At 34.8% G+C, this 16,151-nt stretch carries 15 protein-coding genes and 1 other annotated feature; of the genes, 3 read left to right on the forward strand and 12 right to left on the reverse strand.

Features of this window, described 5'->3' with window-relative positions; translation table 11 throughout:
• Positions 1-693, reverse strand: a complete 693-nt coding sequence (locus M1D73_RS23240) for a response regulator transcription factor (RefSeq protein ID WP_000018056.1) — start codon at positions 691-693, stop codon at positions 1-3.
• Positions 694-861: 168 nt separating this feature from the next.
• Here M1D73_RS23240 and M1D73_RS23245 point away from each other — a divergent pair, with 168 nt between their 5' ends.
• Positions 862-1,035: a hypothetical protein gene (locus tag M1D73_RS23245; RefSeq protein ID WP_001293578.1), complete on the forward strand. Its 174-nt coding sequence runs from the start codon at positions 862-864 to the stop codon at positions 1,033-1,035.
• Positions 1,036-1,230 (forward strand): YwbE family protein, encoded by a 195-nt coding sequence (locus tag M1D73_RS23250; protein ID WP_001014310.1) that lies wholly within the window; start codon positions 1,036-1,038, stop codon positions 1,228-1,230.
• Positions 1,231-1,268: 38 nt separating this feature from the next.
• On the opposite strand, the gene M1D73_RS23255 is transcribed toward M1D73_RS23250, so the two are convergent.
• Complete coding sequence (locus tag M1D73_RS23255) at positions 1,269-2,468, reverse strand: class I SAM-dependent rRNA methyltransferase (RefSeq protein ID WP_001235507.1); 1,200 nt, start codon at positions 2,466-2,468, stop codon at positions 1,269-1,271.
• A gap of 295 nt (positions 2,469-2,763) precedes the next feature.
• On the opposite strand from M1D73_RS23255, the gene isdG reads away from it, so the two are divergent.
• Positions 2,764-3,087, forward strand: a complete 324-nt coding sequence (gene isdG / locus M1D73_RS23260) for a heme oxygenase (protein WP_000587818.1) — start codon at positions 2,764-2,766, stop codon at positions 3,085-3,087.
• A 72-nt stretch (positions 3,088-3,159) separates the two neighbouring features.
• Here isdG and srtB read toward each other — a convergent pair whose 3' ends face one another.
• The 10 genes from srtB to M1D73_RS23310 all read right to left on the reverse strand — a co-directional run bounded on the left by srtB (position 3,160) and on the right by M1D73_RS23310 (position 16,143).
• The gene (gene srtB / locus M1D73_RS23265) at positions 3,160-3,924 is read right to left on the reverse strand and encodes a class B sortase (protein WP_121868093.1); all 765 of its coding nucleotides are present in this window, start codon (positions 3,922-3,924) and stop codon (positions 3,160-3,162) included.
• Positions 3,925-3,956: 32 nt separating this feature from the next.
• On the reverse strand, positions 3,957-4,727 hold the full coding sequence (locus M1D73_RS23270; RefSeq protein ID WP_000403758.1) for an ABC transporter ATP-binding protein: 771 nt from the start codon (positions 4,725-4,727) through the stop codon (positions 3,957-3,959).
• Positions 4,717-5,700, reverse strand: a complete 984-nt coding sequence (locus M1D73_RS23275; RefSeq protein WP_001036848.1) for a FecCD family ABC transporter permease — start codon at positions 5,698-5,700, stop codon at positions 4,717-4,719. Before M1D73_RS23275 ends, M1D73_RS23270 begins: the two co-directional genes overlap by 11 nt.
• A 27-nt stretch (positions 5,701-5,727) precedes the next feature.
• The gene (isdE, locus tag M1D73_RS23280) at positions 5,728-6,609 is read right to left on the reverse strand and encodes a heme ABC transporter substrate-binding protein IsdE (protein ID WP_121868094.1); all 882 of its coding nucleotides are present in this window, start codon (positions 6,607-6,609) and stop codon (positions 5,728-5,730) included.
• A 69-nt stretch (positions 6,610-6,678) separates the two neighbouring features.
• Positions 6,679-9,381: an NEAT domain-containing protein gene (locus M1D73_RS23285; protein ID WP_481157967.1), complete on the reverse strand. Its 2,703-nt coding sequence runs from the start codon at positions 9,379-9,381 to the stop codon at positions 6,679-6,681.
• A gap of 24 nt (positions 9,382-9,405) precedes the next feature.
• Positions 9,406-9,864: an NEAT domain-containing protein gene (locus M1D73_RS23290; protein ID WP_000476164.1), complete on the reverse strand. Its 459-nt coding sequence runs from the start codon at positions 9,862-9,864 to the stop codon at positions 9,406-9,408.
• A gap of 23 nt (positions 9,865-9,887) precedes the next feature.
• Positions 9,888-10,601: a heme uptake protein IsdC gene (gene isdC / locus M1D73_RS23295; RefSeq protein WP_121868096.1), complete on the reverse strand. Its 714-nt coding sequence runs from the start codon at positions 10,599-10,601 to the stop codon at positions 9,888-9,890.
• Positions 10,602-11,092: 491 nt separating this feature from the next.
• Positions 11,093-12,418, reverse strand: coding sequence for a branched-chain amino acid transport system II carrier protein BrnQ6 (brnQ6, locus tag M1D73_RS23300; RefSeq protein ID WP_000842640.1), 1,326 nt, complete (start codon positions 12,416-12,418; stop codon positions 11,093-11,095).
• A gap of 115 nt (positions 12,419-12,533) precedes the next feature.
• Positions 12,534-12,789 (reverse strand) — a binding site (T-box leader).
• A gap of 108 nt (positions 12,790-12,897) precedes the next feature.
• Entirely contained in the window at positions 12,898-13,587 is a 690-nt protein-coding gene (locus M1D73_RS23305) for a 23S rRNA pseudouridine(2604) synthase RluF (RefSeq protein WP_000700716.1), read from the reverse strand.
• 195 nt (positions 13,588-13,782) lie between these two features.
• Positions 13,783-16,143 (reverse strand): endonuclease MutS2, encoded by a 2,361-nt coding sequence (locus M1D73_RS23310; RefSeq protein WP_000893713.1) that lies wholly within the window; start codon positions 16,141-16,143, stop codon positions 13,783-13,785.
• Positions 16,144-16,151: the final 8 nt, after the last annotated feature.

Here is a 16,151-nt window from a genome sequence, read left to right on the forward strand (position 1 = left end):
TTACATCACTTCCAACTTATAGCCGATACCCCATAACGTTTTAATATATTCTGGATTAGATGGATCACTTTCGATTTTCTCACGCAACCTTCTCATATGAACATTAATAACGTTATCGTCACCGTAATACTCTTCGTTCCAAATTAGTGTATATATTTGTGCTTTTGTAAATACACGATTTTGATTTTTTACAAACAATTTTAGAATCTCAAATTCTTTTAAAGTAAGTTTGAGAGGCTTCCCGTTTTTTTCCACAGTAAAATTAATTGGATCAATCGTTAAATCACCAATTTGAATCATCTTTTCTGTTGTTTCTGTAGCCGAATATTTCGTAGATCTTCGAATACCTGCCTTTACACGTGCAGCTAATTCAATCATAGAAAATGGCTTACAAATGTAATCATCTGCTCCAAGTCCTAATCCAACAGCTTTATCAACATCTGTATCTTTTGCCGACATCATTAAAATCGGAACAGCACTTTTTTCTCGAATGATTCGTACAACCTCTAAGCCATCTAGCTTCGGCATCATAATGTCGAGGATAATCAAATCAAATGAACCTTTTAAATATGTGTTCACGCCTTCTTCTCCATCAGACGCAATTGTTACTTGAAAGCCCTCTTTTATCAAATACTTTTCCACCATCTCTTGAATTGAGAGATCATCTTCAACTAATAAAATATGATGTGACATATGTCTATCCCCTTTTTACAAACGTTAACAACTCAATTGTATCGTAACTACTACAGACTTGAAACAAATATATGAATTTTCAAACCAACTTCCCTTCCTTCCTTAACAATGATATGATGAAATTCACTACGATTGTTCATAATTAACTTTATATAAAGGAGACTTATCATGTCAGAAAACAAAAAAGTAAGCTTAGCTGATTTAATGCGCGAACAACTTGCTAAGAAAAAGCAAGGAAATGGAAATGGTCAAAATGCAAAAAATCAAAGCCAAGAAACGAAAAAATTACAAAACCAACAAACAAAGAAAACAAACAACCAACGTAGACGTACAGGTGTGTAAATGAACGGACAAAAACGTTCTAATATCGCGCCCGGTCTTGAAGTTGATATTGTATTAAAACAAGATCAACGAACAGGCAAATTAACACGTGGAATTGTAAAAGATATTTTAACAAACTCCCCTTCCCATCCGCATGGCATTAAAGTGCGATTACAGGACGGACAAGTCGGTAGAGTACAAAATATCGTTCAATAAGAAAAGGAGCTCAAGTAAACTCGAGCTCCTTTTCTTTATTAACCTTTAATTTTCTCGATGAAAACTACTTTTAAGTAGTCTCCTTCTTTAAATTGATCAATGGTACGGAAATCTTCTGGTAAAGAATGTTCTTCTAATATTTTATATTTGCCATTCATTTCTTTAAAGGCTGTATCGATAAAGCCTTTAAACTTTTTCATATCGAATGCGCTACAATTTGTAGAAGCAACGATAATACCGTTATTTTCTGTAATAGCAATTGTTTCTTTTAATAAATTTTTATAATCTTTTGCTGCACTAAATGTATATTTTTTTGAGCGGGCGAAGCTTGGAGGATCAAGTACGACCATATCAAATTTCATCTTTTTCTTAGCTGCATATTTGAAGTAAAGAAATACATCTTCTACAATAATATCTTGTGCTTCATAATCAACTTCATTTACACTAAACTGCTCAATCGTTTTACTTAAACTACGATTTGCAAGGTCAACACTCGTCGTTTTACTTGCTCCGCCAAGCGCTGCAAATACAGAGAAAGCACCTGTATAAGAGAACATATTTAACACTGTTCTTCCCTTTGCATATTTATCACGAATTTGTTTTCGAACGTTACGTTGATCTAAAAATACACCAACCATTGCCCCATCATTTAAATAAACCGCAAAGTTCACACCGTTCTCTTTTACGATAAGTGGGAACTCGCCGCGCTCTCCTGCTACGAAATCATCACCCTCAATATATTTCCCTTTCGTATCAAAACGCTTTTTCTCATAAATACCTTTAAAGTTTGCTACTTTTTGAAGAGCGGCTATAATCTCATCTCTGAAAGTGTAAATCCCTTCACTATACCAACTTACTACGTAGTAGCCATCATAATAATCGATAATTAGTCCTCCAAGACCATCACCTTCACCATTCACCACACGGAATGCTGTCGTATCACTTGATTTATAAAATTGCTTTCGTTTATGTAGGGCAGATTTGATTTTACTTTCAAAGAAAGATTGATTAATTTGTTCACTCTCTTTTCTCGTTAAAATCCAGCCGTATCCTTTATTTTGCTTTCCATAATAACCTTTTCCGACAAAGTTGTTCTTCTCATCTACTACTTTGATGATTGTTCCTTCTTCACGAACATCATTTAAATTTTGAATCGCATCTTTTAAAATAAGCGGATATCCACTTTTAATTTCTTTTATAAATTTCGGTTTTATTTTTACAGTTACTTCTAATCGCATATAATAACTTCCTTTCCATTTGCATGCTTTCTCTACAGGAAGCATTTGAAAAACGAGACTGAAAAAACAGCCTCGTTTCACTATACCATATTATTGCTTTGCTAGTACAACTAGCTCATTCTCGCACTTAACCGCCACATATTTACTACGTTTTGAAATGAAAATCTCACTGTCCAAAATAATAGAAAAAAACTTATATATTTCACATTTACCATTGACAATGATAATGATTTTCATTATCATTTGATGTATATGAGTTCTTGAAAATATAGCTACATTTATAGGAGGAATAAACATGATTATTGTTACAAATACAGCTAAAATTACAAAGGGAAATGGGCATAAATTAATTGAGCGTTTTAATAAAGTAGGTAAAGTTGAAACGATGCCAGGCTTTTTAGGTCTAGAAGTTCTTTTAACACAAAATACAGTTGATTATGATGAAGTAACAATTAGCACTCGCTGGAATGCAAAAGAAGATTTCCAAGGTTGGACAAAGAGCGCTGCATTTAAAGATGCTCACTCACATCAAGGCGGAATGCCTGAATATATTCTTGATAATAAAATTGCTTACTATGATGTAAAAGTTGTACGTATGCCAATGGCTGCAGCACAGTAAGAACAGTCCTTTTTTAAAGTATAGAATATGAGAAGCGTTATCTATCACTTCTCATATTCTATACTTTTTTCTTTAATTTCTTTTTACTAATTTTGCGTGTATAACTAGCCTTCCAGCCTCTGGATCAAGCGCATAATCACAAGTAGAAAGTGTTAAGATTTCATTATTAGCCGTCAATTCCGTATCCGTTTTGTACAGTGATTTTTCTTGAATTTCCTTTAAGAACGATGCATATGCTGCATCATTTCCAAAATCCGTTTCAATGTAATAAAAGTCCGTTGTTGTCGTGTATACTGAAAAAACTTCAACGTCGTATCCTTCAAATAATGTATCGTAATATAATTTACGATGAGACATAAAAAAGTCTTCATCCAACATTTTTTTTAAACTACCAAACATAGAACCATCTTTCATACGATGGCCATATAAAATCGTATTTCGATTTTGAGATTTCACATCATTACGATGGTCCATAAAAATGCTTCCCGCTCTCATATCTTCACCTTTATAATTACGAAATAAATAGTAATCATTATCTTTTGCTTGAACGATTGGATAATTAATTTGTGTATCATCCATCGTAATCCATCCGACTATCTCTGGATTAATTTTCTGGAGATCCTGAAACTGTTTACGTACCTCTCCGTTTTCTGATTTTTCTTCCATTGGACTTCTTTTATAAATATGTTGTGCCTCAGCCATTACTTTACGATTTTCATAATAATCCATGAAAATCCCGCCCAACTCATACATTGAATAGAAAAAGATTCCTAAAAACACAATTGTAAGTATGCGTTGAAAAAAAGAATTCTTTTTCCGTCCTTTCTTACTATTCAAATTATCACCTCAAAACGGATTATGCTCAGCCTTTAGATTCCCATAGGTACCATGTACAATCCGGTATCTTCATCCTGCTTTACAATGACATCTACACCATATATTGCTTTAACCATTTCTTCTGTTATTACATCATTAGGAATACCTTTCGTAATGATTTCTCCATCTTTCATAACGATAATATGGTCGCTATAACGAATGGCTTGATTAATATCATGTAATACCATTACAATCGTTAGTCCATGCACTTCATTTAACTCTTTCACTAACTCTAATATTTCTAACTGATAGTAAATATCTAAATATGTGGTCGGCTCATCTAAGAAGAGCATTGGTGTATTTTGAGCTAATGTCATCGCGATCCAAACTCGCTGCCTCTCTCCACCAGATAAAGCATAAATTGGCTTATCACGCTTACTTTGTAAATTCGTACATACTAGTGCACGCTCAATCGCTTCTCTATCTTCATCTGTTTGCGGAGAGAATATATTTTTATATGGCATACGCCCGAAGCTTATTAGCTTTTCCACTGTAATATCTGCTGGAGCCTCATTTTGTTGATGGACAACTGCTAGCTTTCTAGCAAACTCTTTCGGTTTATATTCACCAATCGCTTTCCCATCAAGTATTACTTCTCCACTGCTAGGAGCGTGGTTTCTAGACATGACACTAAGTAATGTTGATTTCCCACATCCATTCGGTCCAATGATTGTTGTAATTTTCCCAATTTCTATTTCACTACTAACAGACTTTAAACGATTTGTTACGTTATCGTATGAAAAGGTTACATTTTTAATTTCCATGAACTTTATCACTCTTTCTAAGCAAAAATATTAAGAATGGACCACCAATAACCGCCATAATTGTTGCTGCTGGAATTTCGTTAGGTGGCACAATTAACCTTCCAATTGTATCTGCCGTCAAAATTAATAACGCCCCTGCAAGCGCAGAAAATGGAATTAATACTTTATGGTCTGAACCGACTAATTGTCTTGAAATATGCGGAACTAGTAATCCTACAAAAGCAATAACACCTGCAATCGCTGTTGATACTGCCGCTAAGAGTACTGCAATGGCAGAAATAATAAGACGAACTCTCGTCACATGCAAGCCTAAGTTTTTCGCAGTTTTATCTTGTAGCGATAATAAGTTACACCAAGCTCCTACGAACAGAGCAAGAATAAGACCAATCGTTCCATAAGTCACCATTATTTCTACATCGCCCCACGTCTTCATTGTTATGTTAGAAGTCGTCGTTTGCTTAATACTCTTAATAAAATACCCACAAATCGTAACGAATGATTCATTTAATCCAGTAAACATTGCATTAATGGCAATACCAATTAAAATAATGCGAAGCGGGCTTAACCCTGATTTCCATGAAAACGAATAAACGAGATAACATGCAAGCGCACCACCTAAAAAGGCGAATACGGGTGTCCAGAAAAAGAATTGCGGAAACAACGTAATAATAACGAGTGTCATAAAACTTGCTCCTGAAGATATACCGATTACCCCAGCATCGGCGAGTGGATTTTTCATAACAGCTTGAAAAAGCACACCTGAAACAGCGAGAGCCGCTCCAGTGAACAACGCAATAATAATACGCGGGAAACGTAAATCTTTAATGACTTCAACATCTTCATTTCCACCTGTAAATATCCCTTGTACAAGTTCAACAATACCTACTTCTAAACTCCCTTTCATCGCTGACAATGATGTCATAACAATAAGCAATGCAGTAACAATGAGGAAACTCCAAGTTTTTTTATTCATTCTACTCTTCCTTTATATTAAAATGCATCACGGATACATCATTTTTTTCAATTCATCTAACGCTTCAATTGCTGCTAAATTGCCTGTCGTTCCAAATAAACGCTCTTCTAAATCGTAAACACGGTTATTTTTAACCGCAGCAAAGTGTTTCCAAATATCATTTGTTTTAAATTCTTTATCAAACATTTTTACAACTTCATCAGGCATACCATGAGCTGCTCGTAAAATAATATCTGGATCAGTTTTCTTTAAATACTCTGTATTAGAAGCTAAATATTCTACTTGTTCACCTTGCACAATATTTTTACCACCTAGTTGTTTCACTAAATCTCCAATATAAGAATGCTCTGTTGCTACTAAATAACTTCCCGGCACACCTAATAAAATAAGTACTGTCGGTTCTTTCTTTCCTTTTACTTCTTTTTGAATGCTAGCAACCTTTTTATCTAATTTAGTTACTACTGCTTCGGCCTGTTTTTCACGCCCATATTTCTTACCTAAATCGCTAATAGAACTTTGCATATTTTTCAAACTCGTTAAATCTAAAAAGTTTGCTTTCATACCCACACCATCAAAAACTGGCTTTAATTCATATCCAAGTGTTGTCACAGATAACACTTCTGAAGGCTTTAATGACTTTACCTTTTCCATATCTGGACTCATTGGATTCCCAACTTCAGGTAAACCTTTATATCGCTTCGGTAAAGTTTTAGAGCTTGTTGGAACGCCAACTAAATCTACTTCTAACGCATCCATAATTTCAGTAACAGCCACTGTTGTTGCAACAACGCGCTCTTTACTCTCACTCTTTACCTGCTTTGCTGTTTCTTTTTTGGGTGATGAGCACCCAGCTATACTCATTAACAAAATGATAGCCATTAGTACACTTGCAATTTTCTTCACTCTCAATCACCACTCCTTTCCATACAATATGAAACAAGTCTTGATGCACGCGAATATGCATCAAGACTCCAAAAATTACAATCTACCTGCTCTATATTTACGAACTAGTAAAGCAAGTGAACCTAGCAGTAACACCATATATAAACCAAGTTGTGCTGTATCTGCAGTTTTTGAGTTTTTCTCTTTTTTCGAATCATTTTTTGTATCTTCTTTTTTCTTCTGACCATCTGCATTTCGGTTAAAATCAGGAGTACCTACTGTTTTTACATTATCTACTTTCGGTGTAGTCACTGGATTTTTCGGTTCATTTTTCGGTTCCTCTTTAAGAGTTCCTAACGCGCCGATATTATTTGTATCAAATTGAATTTGCACATCGTAGAAATGATGGTAGTTCATCTCATCGATGTCTACCTTTACTTTTGCGTTTAATTTTTTAAATAGATCTTCTACTTCAAACTGTACTACTCGCGTATTTACATTTTTATCTTCGCTTACTACTTTCGCATCAGCGAATAGTTCATTGTTTTCCGTTTGGAATTTCGTAATCCACGCACTATTTTTCAGCGTCATCTCAATATATTTTTTACCATCTTTTACGATTAATTTCGCTGGATTTACAACATAGTCATTCATCTTTGAAATCTCATCTGTTTTATCTTTTAATACTTTAAATGTAATATCATATTGGCCATCTACTAAATTTTTCGGATCAACTATTACTTTCGGGTTATTATTTCCACCTTGGTTGTTGTTTCCACCTTGGTTGTTGTTTCCGCCTTGGTTGTTGTTTCCGCCTTGGTTGTCGTTTCCGCCTTGGTTGTCGTTTCCGCCTTGGTTCTCTAAGGCTTTAATACTGTCTTGATCAAATACAAATTGAACATCATAAAAATGGTGATAATTCATTGAATCAATATCTACTTTTACTTTTGCATTTAATTTTTTAGACAAATCGTTTACTTCTACTTCTACTACTCTTGTATTTTGTTCTTTATTTTCACTTAACACTTTTGCATTAACGAAAGAACCATTTTTCTCAAATTCAAATTTCGTAATCCATGTACTATTTGTTAATGTAAACGATACGTATTTCTTACCATCTTTTACTTTTAATACACCTGGGCTTTTTGTGTATGTGTTCATCATTGAGATTTCATCTGTTTGATCTTTTAACACTTTAAAGCCAATTCTGTATTCACCATCTTTAAGAGCTTTTGGATCAATTGTTGTGTTATTATCTTGGTTATCATTTCCACCTTGGTTGTTGTTTTCACCTTGGTTGTTGTTTCCACCTTGGTTGTTGTTTCCACCTTGGTTGTCGTTTCCGCCTTGGCTATCTAACGGCTTAATGCTACCTTTATCAAATGCAAATTGAATATCGTAAAAATGGTGATAATTCATTGAATCGATATCTACTTTTACTTTTGCATTTAACTTTTTCGATAAATCTGGTACTTCTACTTCCACTACGCGTGTATCAGTTTTTTTATCTTCACTTATTACATTTGCATCAACAAACGAACTATTTTTCTCAAATTCAAATTTTGTAATCCAAGAACTGTTCGTTAACGTAAATGATACATACTTCTTACCATCTTTTACTTTTAGCACACCTGGACTTTTTGTATATGTGTTCATCATTGAAATTTCGTCTGTTTGATCTTTTAATGCCTTAAAATTGATGCTGTATTCACCATCTTTAATTGTTTCAGCATCTGGTTTTTTATTTTCATCTGGTTTTTCTACTTCTGGTTTTTCTGCTTCCGGTTTTTCTGCTTCCGGTTTTTCTGCTTCCGGTTTTTCTACTTCTGGTTGTTTCTCTTCATTTTTAATTTGTTCAAGTTTATCTTGTTCAAATAAAAGTTGTACATCATGCATTTGCTTATAATTTCTTGATGCCATTTCGATAAATACTTTTGTATTTAGTTTTTTAGATAAATCGTTTACTTCAAACTCTACTACTCTTGTATCTTTTTCCTTATCCTCACTCACTACTTTTGCATCAACAAATGCGCCATCTTTTTCCGTTTGGAAATTTTTAATTAATGAGCTACTTTTTAGTGTTACAATTGCTTTTTTCTTACCGTTTTCTACTTTTAATACTCCTGGATTTACCATGTAACTATTCATCTTAGATTCTTCATCTGTTTGATCTTTTAACACTTTAAATGGAATGCTGTACGCACCATCTGTAATTGTGTTAGAATTTGGTTGTTGATCTGGGTCAGGCTTTTGGTCGGGCTTCTGACCTGGATCGGTAGTTTCATTTGGATCTGGCTTATTAGCTGGGTCCTCTTTTTCATTTGGTTTTTCTACATGAATTGGTGTAATGCTATTTTGATCAAATGCAATACGGACGTCGTACTCATGATGATAATTTAAAAAATCAATATCTACTTTTACTTTTGCATTTAACACCTTCTCTACATCTTCTACATCAAATTCTACTACTCTTGTATCTTTTTCTTTATCTTCACTAATTACATTTGTCGCAACTAGCTTACCTGCTTTTTCTGTTTCAAATTTCGTAATCCATGAACTATTTGTTAATGTAAAGGATACTTTCTTTTTCCCATCCTTCACTTTTAAAGTTCCCGGACTTACTGAATATTGATTCATCATCGATTCTTCATCTGATGTATCTTTTAAAACTTTGAAGCCAATTGAATATTCACCGTCAGCCAACTTGGTAGCTGCTTGAACTGCAAGTGGTTGTAATGTTGATACGAATGTAAATATCATTAAAAACATAGCAACAATAATTTTTGTATACCTGTTCAATGGAACGACTCTCCCTTTTGAAAATTATTTAATACTGTTCCCATCAAATACAAAGCGAATATCATACGAAGCATTATAATTAATAATTGGAATATTAATTTTCACCTTGCCATTTAGTTTTTTTGACAAGTCAGCAACTTCAAATTCTACAACTCTAGTATTATCTTTTTTGTTTTCACTTAACACGGTTGTTTCTACAAATTGACCATCTTTTTCTACTTGGAAACTTTTAATAGAAGCACTATCTTTCACTTTAAATGAAACATATTGTTTTCCATTTTTAACTGTTAATGTTGCTGGGCTTTCAAAATAACTATTCATTCTAGACGATTCATCTTTATCGCCTTTCCATACAGTAAAAGCAATATTATATTTTCCATCAGCTAGTTTTGTAGCAGCCTTTGCATCTTGTAAACCTAGTGTTGCGATAAATGTAAATAAAACAGCAAATACGGCAATAATCATTTTAAATTGTTTAAACATATATTCATCACCCTTCAAAAGATTTATTTACTCAATTTCACTTTACGAATTAAGAAAGCACCTGAAATAAGAATTAACGCTGCAAACAATCCAATACGTGCTTCATCGCCTGTTTTTGGGTTATCTGTTTTTTCAGCTTTTCCATTTTCATTTTTTGTTTCTTTATTCACTTCTTTAGCTGTTTTCTTACTCTCTACTTTTGTTTTCTCTTCTTTTACTTGTGTATCTGTTTTCGCTTGATCATTATTTTTTGTTGTAGCAGCTACGCCATTATCGCCACCTACAGCTTTTACATTTGCATCAAAAGCAAAACGAATTGTGTAGTGGTGGTCATAGTTTGCACTTGGTACAACAACATGAATTTTTACAGCTGCCGGTTTGGATAAATCATCTACTTTAAACTCTACTGTTCTTTTATCTGCGGATTCATCTTTACTAACAACTTTCGCATCAACAAAATTCCCGTTCTCTGGTGCTTTAAATTCTGTAATCCAAGCACTATGATTCATCGGAACTTGTACTCTCATCTCACCGTTTTTCACTATTAATTTTGCCGGCTTTTCAAAATAGTCATTTGCCATTGAAGCTGAATCATTTTCCGCTTTTTGAATTACGTAATTAATATCGTAAGTACCATCAGCTAGTTTTGCTGAAGCATTCCCGTATGGCATTACAAGAAAAGCTAGCATACATACGAACGTTATAATAAAAGCGGGTAATACAGAAACCTTTTTCATTTTTCTTGTTTCCTCCTTGGCTATCTTTCATTTCACTTTTTATGAAAATGATAATTATTCTCAATTCATAAGAAAAAAATAATCTCTTCTACCTATTATTTAATTAGCATTCTTTTATGTAACATAAGCGTTATTGATTATCATTCTCATTGGATATTAAAAATAATATCTCACCCTATTCCTTATACGAAGGCATAGAAACTGAGAAAAAATTATAAAACGTATTTATTGATTATCATTCTCAATATAAGTCGAAAAAAATAAACTTTCTCTTCTCCTCTTCTTTCACCTCTTCCCATAACAACACTATAGTTATAGAAACCCCGTTTCCCTCACTTCCCTTCCAATATTTCCACAACTAAGTCAATCTTAGCCTACTCATAAATTTTTTGTCAACTATATTACGTATAAAATTTTTAATATCTAAATTTCTCTATATACGGCTTTTTTTACAAAAAAAGAGACTTTCTATTATAGAAAGCCTCTTTTCTCTATTTTTCTACAGCAATTTCCTGCTTTTGAAACTTAGAAACTATATAACCAAATCCTATACCGATTATGCCTGGAACTAACCAACCAATTCCTACACTATATAATGGAATCTTATCTAAAATAGGTGCTAGCGCTGCAATTTGAAGGTTTGCATTGTGTAACCCATCAAAGAAACTTATTGCAAATGCTCCTACAATCCCGCCCACATACATCGCTAATGGAAGACGAACGTAGTTTTCAACAAGTGATAATACGATAAGTACGATTCCAATTGGATAAATTGCGATTAAGATTGGTAATGCTAATGCATTTAACTGAGTTAACCCAAGGTTTGCTACCATAAATGCTAATACACAGAAAATGAAAACGACTTTTTGATAAGAAAGCTTTGGTAATAAAGAAGAGAAGTAATCACCACAAGCTGCAACAATACCTACAGAAGTTGTTAAACATGCTGCTGTAATTGCGATCCCTAGTAATAAAGTTCCGTAGCTACCAAATAAATGATTCACGACATTTGTTAAAATAATTCCTCCGTTTGCGCCCATTCCAAGTGACACACTAGAAGCTCCAAGATAAGCAAGTGCTAAATACACAAGTAGTAGACCAAGCGCTGCAATAAATCCTGCAAAGATTGTTACTTTTGCAATGCTGTTTTTATTTGTAATGCCTTTTTCTTTTAACGCATGAATTACAACATTTCCGAATACCAGTGCTGCAAGTCCATCTAAAGTTAAATATCCATCAATAAATCCTTTAAAAAGAGGGGCACTATACGCTTCTGTCGGTGCACCAAATTCTCCAATTGGTGTAATAAGTGCTTTACCTACAATAATTGCAATAACAGCTAATAATATTGGAGTTAGCACTTTACCAATACGACCCACTAATTTCGATGGGTTTAAAGCTAAATAGAAAGTGACAGCAAAGAAAATGAATGTAAAGATAACAAGTGGATACGATTGACCAGCTATCTCACTTGGTAAAAACGGTGCGACACTCATTTCATAAGCAACAGTTCCTGTACGTGGCACACTTACGAATACGCCTAAACATAAATAAATTGCAGTGATAAAAACAAGTGCGAATATAGGATGTACACGTCCTGCTAGCTCATTAATATCTCCCTTTAAAGCTATAACAATTACTCCTAATAAAGGTAGTCCAACGCCTGTTACGATAAAACCAAACAACGCAATCCATACATCTGTTCCAGCGCCTTGTCCTAATGCTGGTGGAAAAATCATATTACCCGCACCGAAAAATAGTGCAAATAACATTAAACTTATTGCAAACATCTCAGAAAACTTTAAAGATGATTTCATTTTTACTAACCTCCTAAAATAATAAATTAACAAAATATTCTGAATTAAAATCCGTCACATATCCTCTTTCAAGCATACTTCCCCGTAAAAGAACGCAAAAAACACCCGTCCCTAATAAAGGGACGAGTGTTGAAATCGTGGTTCCACCCTTATTCTAATAAAATGAATTTATAACGAAATAAGCTCATTTTATAGCTCGTGTAAATTGATAACGGTTTTATCCGCCAAGAATTACAATGCATCATGTATGCAGTTCACTCTTGAAGTTTAGAGGTGGTAAGCTTGTCTTTTCGTATTAGGAAGCTCACAGCCTAAGGCTTCCCTCTCTGAGAATCGTAAAATACAACTCATGTCCTCATCATTACTTTTATAAAATATCTTGTCGAAACTTGTTGTTTTTTATTATATGGGCTATTTTTTAAAAAATCAATAGTTTTATTTTTTCTGACAAAAAAATATAGGGAGAAAATTTTTCCTCCCTATAACTGCCCTATTAAAATTTCTAACTCTTCAGCTGTAACGCTCCGCCACTTTCCAACTTCAAGCTCATTTAGCTCTATATTCATAATGCGTACTCGCTTTAGCTTTATTACAGTAAATCCGAAAGCACGACTCATTCTACGAATTTGCCTGTTCATTCCTTGCGTTAAAACGATACGAAATGTTGATTGATCGACTCTTGTCACTTTGCACGGCTTCGTCATTCCATCTTTAATCTTTACACCGCGGGACATCTCATCAATAAACCAGTCCGTAAAAGGTTTATCGACTGTGACAACATATTCTTTCTCGTGCTCATGATCACCATGTAAAATTTGATTCGCAATGCCGCCGTCATTCGTTAATAAAATAAGTCCTTCTGATGCTTTATCTAATCGCCCAACTGGAAAGATTCGCTCTGGGTAATTGATATAATCAATAATATTATCTTCAATATGATCGGCTGCTGTACAAGTAATTCCGACTGGTTTATGAAATGCGATATACACTTTTTCTTTCTCTTCTTTTACAATAACTTGCCCATCAATCGTTACCCTATCACCATCGCTTACGAGTGCACCGTGCGTACATATTTCGCCGTTAATAGCCACGCGTCCAGCTTTAATGAGACGATCTGTTTCACGTCTGGAGCATAATTTTGCTTCGCTTATGTATTGGTTGATTTTCATGTTCTATTCCTTTTCACATATATTAAAAGCGTCAATCTATGGCAATATCATTCTGCCACGATTGACGCTTTTTCACTTCGCAAAAACAACTAAATAAATAACCCCAATCACCAAAAATATTCCACAACAAGCTAACAATACTTTTGCAAGTTTGTCCATAAACATATAATGGTTTCCCCTTTGTTTCGTTGTTTTCTATTTTAATTCGACAACTGTTACGCCTAGGCCTCCCTCGCCCATGTCACCGTAACGGAAGGTTTTTACACCGCGATGCTTCTTCAAGTAATCTTGTACACCTTGGCGAAGTGCTCCTGTCCCTTTACCGTGAATGATTGATACGCGAGGATAGCTTGCAAGCTGGGCATCGTCTAAGTATTTCTCAACGCGCGCCATTGCATTTTCAAATCGTTCACCACGAAGATCAAGTTCTAATGAAACGTGATAGTCTCTACCTTTTACCGTTGCAACTGCTTTTTTCTCTGTTTGCTTCGGTGTGTTAATGTATTCCATATTAGATTCTTTCACTTTCATCTTCAGAATACCGATTTGTACGCTCCACTCTGTATCGCTTACTTTTTCAAGTAGTTGACCTTTTTGACCGAACGTTAATACTTTCACTTCATCACCTGCACGTAACTGTTGTTTCGGTGCAGTGTTTTTCACATTTACTTTTTGTTTCTTAACAAGCTCTGGCGCTGCGCCTTCTAGACGACTCTTCGCTTCAATTAGCTCGTGGTCTTTCACATTTGCAAGCTGTGCTTTACGCAATTGACGAAGTTCTTGAATAATACCTTCTGCTTCTTTCTTCGCAGCTTCGACTTTTTCTTCCCCTTCTTTTTGCGCTTTTAATAATCGTTCGTCGCGATCTTCGTTAAATTCAATAATTTGACGTTGTAACTCACGATGAAGTTTCTCAGATTGTTTGCGAAGCGCTTCTGCTTCGTTCCAGTCACGCTCTGCGTTCTTCTGGCTTTCTTCTAACTTCGCAATCATATTTTCAATTTTATTCGTATCTGTACTAATGTGGTTACGTGCTTGGTCAATAACGCGATCAGATAATCCAAGACGTTTCGAAATTTCAAAGGCATTACTACGTCCTGGTACACCGATTAATAATTTATACGTTGGGCTTAACGTGTTCACATCAAACTCAACACTCGCATTAATAACTTGCTCACGGTTATATCCGTATGCTTTTAATTCTGGATAATGCGTCGTTGCAACAACGCGAGCACCGCGATTACATACTTCATCTAAAATTGAAATGGCAAGTGCAGCCCCTTCTTGCGGGTCTGTTCCAGCACCTAATTCATCGAATAAAACTAAACTTTCAAAATCAGCTTTTTCTAAAATATCAACGATGTTCACCATATGTGAGGAGAACGTACTTAAACTTTGTTCAATCGATTGCTCATCACCGATATCAGCAAAGATATTTTTGAATACACAAATCTCTGACTCATCCATTACTGGAATGTGAAGGCCAGATTGCGCCATTAACACACAAATACCAACTGTTTTCAGCGTAACTGTTTTACCACCTGTATTCGGTCCTGTAATAACAATTGTCGTGAAATCTTTACCTAACATAATGTTATTTGGCACGATTATTTCTGGATCGATAAGCGGATGGCGTGCTTGTCTTAAGTCCATGTAACGCTCGTTATTTACAATCGGCTTTGTCGCTTTAATTCGCTTCGCATAAAAAGCTTTCGCAAAGATGAAATCAAGATTTGCAACTACTTCTACGTTTGATAAAACGATATCGGCTTCTACTGCTACTTCTTCTGTTAACATCAATAAGATGCGTTCAATTTCTTGTTTTTCTTTCACACGTGCTTCTTGTAGTGCATTATTTAATTCTACAATTACTTGTGGTTCAATAAATAACGTTTGTCCAGAAGCAGATTGATCGTGAACAATACCGCCATATACGCCGCGATATTCTTGCTTTACTGGGATTACGTAACGTTCGTTACGAATCGTTACAATCGAATCAGACAGCATCTTTTGCGCGTTTGAAGAGCGCGTCATATTTTCTAACTTTTCACGAATACGGCTTTCCGCAGTACGAATTTGAGTACGAATACCACGCAGTTTATCACTTGCGCTATCGACTACTTCACCGCCGTCACCGATGCAATTTGTAATTTTCTTTTCTAAATCATATAAAGATACAATTTGAGCGACGTGAGTTTCTAAAATCGGAAGCTCGACACCGTTATCAGCCATATCTTCAATGAAACGTTTCATATTACGACTACCATACATCGTATTCGCAATATCAAGTAATTCATTTGGACTTAACATACTCCCAATTTTTGCACGCTTCACATTTGAGCGAATATCCGTAATACCACCTAATGGTGCACTACCTTTTAAACGAATAACTTTCGCTGCTTCATCCGTTGTATCTTGCATTTCTACAATTTCTTCAAAATCAGTGCTCGGCACTAAATGCTTCACTTTGTCACGACCAAGTGAAGATGCTGTATGTTCAAGTAATTGTTCTTTTACTTTATTGTATTCTAATACACGCAACGTTCTTTCTAACATGTTGCAGG

Source organism: Bacillus sp. PK3-067 (assembly GCF_056738645.1).

Excerpts from the sequence above, each read along its gene's own strand:
- M1D73_RS23310 (WP_000893713.1), bottom strand. The coding sequence starts at position 16,143 with ATGTTAGAAAGAACGTTGCGTGTATTAGAATACAATAAAGTAAAAGAA.
- M1D73_RS23240 (WP_000018056.1), bottom strand. The coding sequence starts at position 693 with ATGTCACATCATATTTTATTAGTTGAAGATGATCTCTCAATTCAAGAG.
- brnQ6 (WP_000842640.1), bottom strand. The coding sequence starts at position 12,418 with ATGAAATCATCTTTAAAGTTTTCTGAGATGTTTGCAATAAGTTTAATG.
- M1D73_RS23275 (WP_001036848.1), bottom strand. The coding sequence starts at position 5,700 with ATGAATAAAAAAACTTGGAGTTTCCTCATTGTTACTGCATTGCTTATT.
- M1D73_RS23245 (WP_001293578.1), top strand. The coding sequence starts at position 862 with ATGTCAGAAAACAAAAAAGTAAGCTTAGCTGATTTAATGCGCGAACAA.
- M1D73_RS23305 (WP_000700716.1), bottom strand. The coding sequence starts at position 13,587 with ATGAAAATCAACCAATACATAAGCGAAGCAAAATTATGCTCCAGACGT.
- M1D73_RS23270 (WP_000403758.1), bottom strand. The coding sequence starts at position 4,727 with ATGGAAATTAAAAATGTAACCTTTTCATACGATAACGTAACAAATCGT.
- isdG (WP_000587818.1), top strand. The coding sequence starts at position 2,764 with ATGATTATTGTTACAAATACAGCTAAAATTACAAAGGGAAATGGGCAT.
- M1D73_RS23290 (WP_000476164.1), bottom strand. The coding sequence starts at position 9,864 with ATGTTTAAACAATTTAAAATGATTATTGCCGTATTTGCTGTTTTATTT.
- M1D73_RS23250 (WP_001014310.1), top strand. The coding sequence starts at position 1,036 with ATGAACGGACAAAAACGTTCTAATATCGCGCCCGGTCTTGAAGTTGAT.
- isdC (WP_121868096.1), bottom strand. The coding sequence starts at position 10,601 with ATGAAAAAGGTTTCTGTATTACCCGCTTTTATTATAACGTTCGTATGT.
- M1D73_RS23255 (WP_001235507.1), bottom strand. The coding sequence starts at position 2,468 with ATGCGATTAGAAGTAACTGTAAAAATAAAACCGAAATTTATAAAAGAA.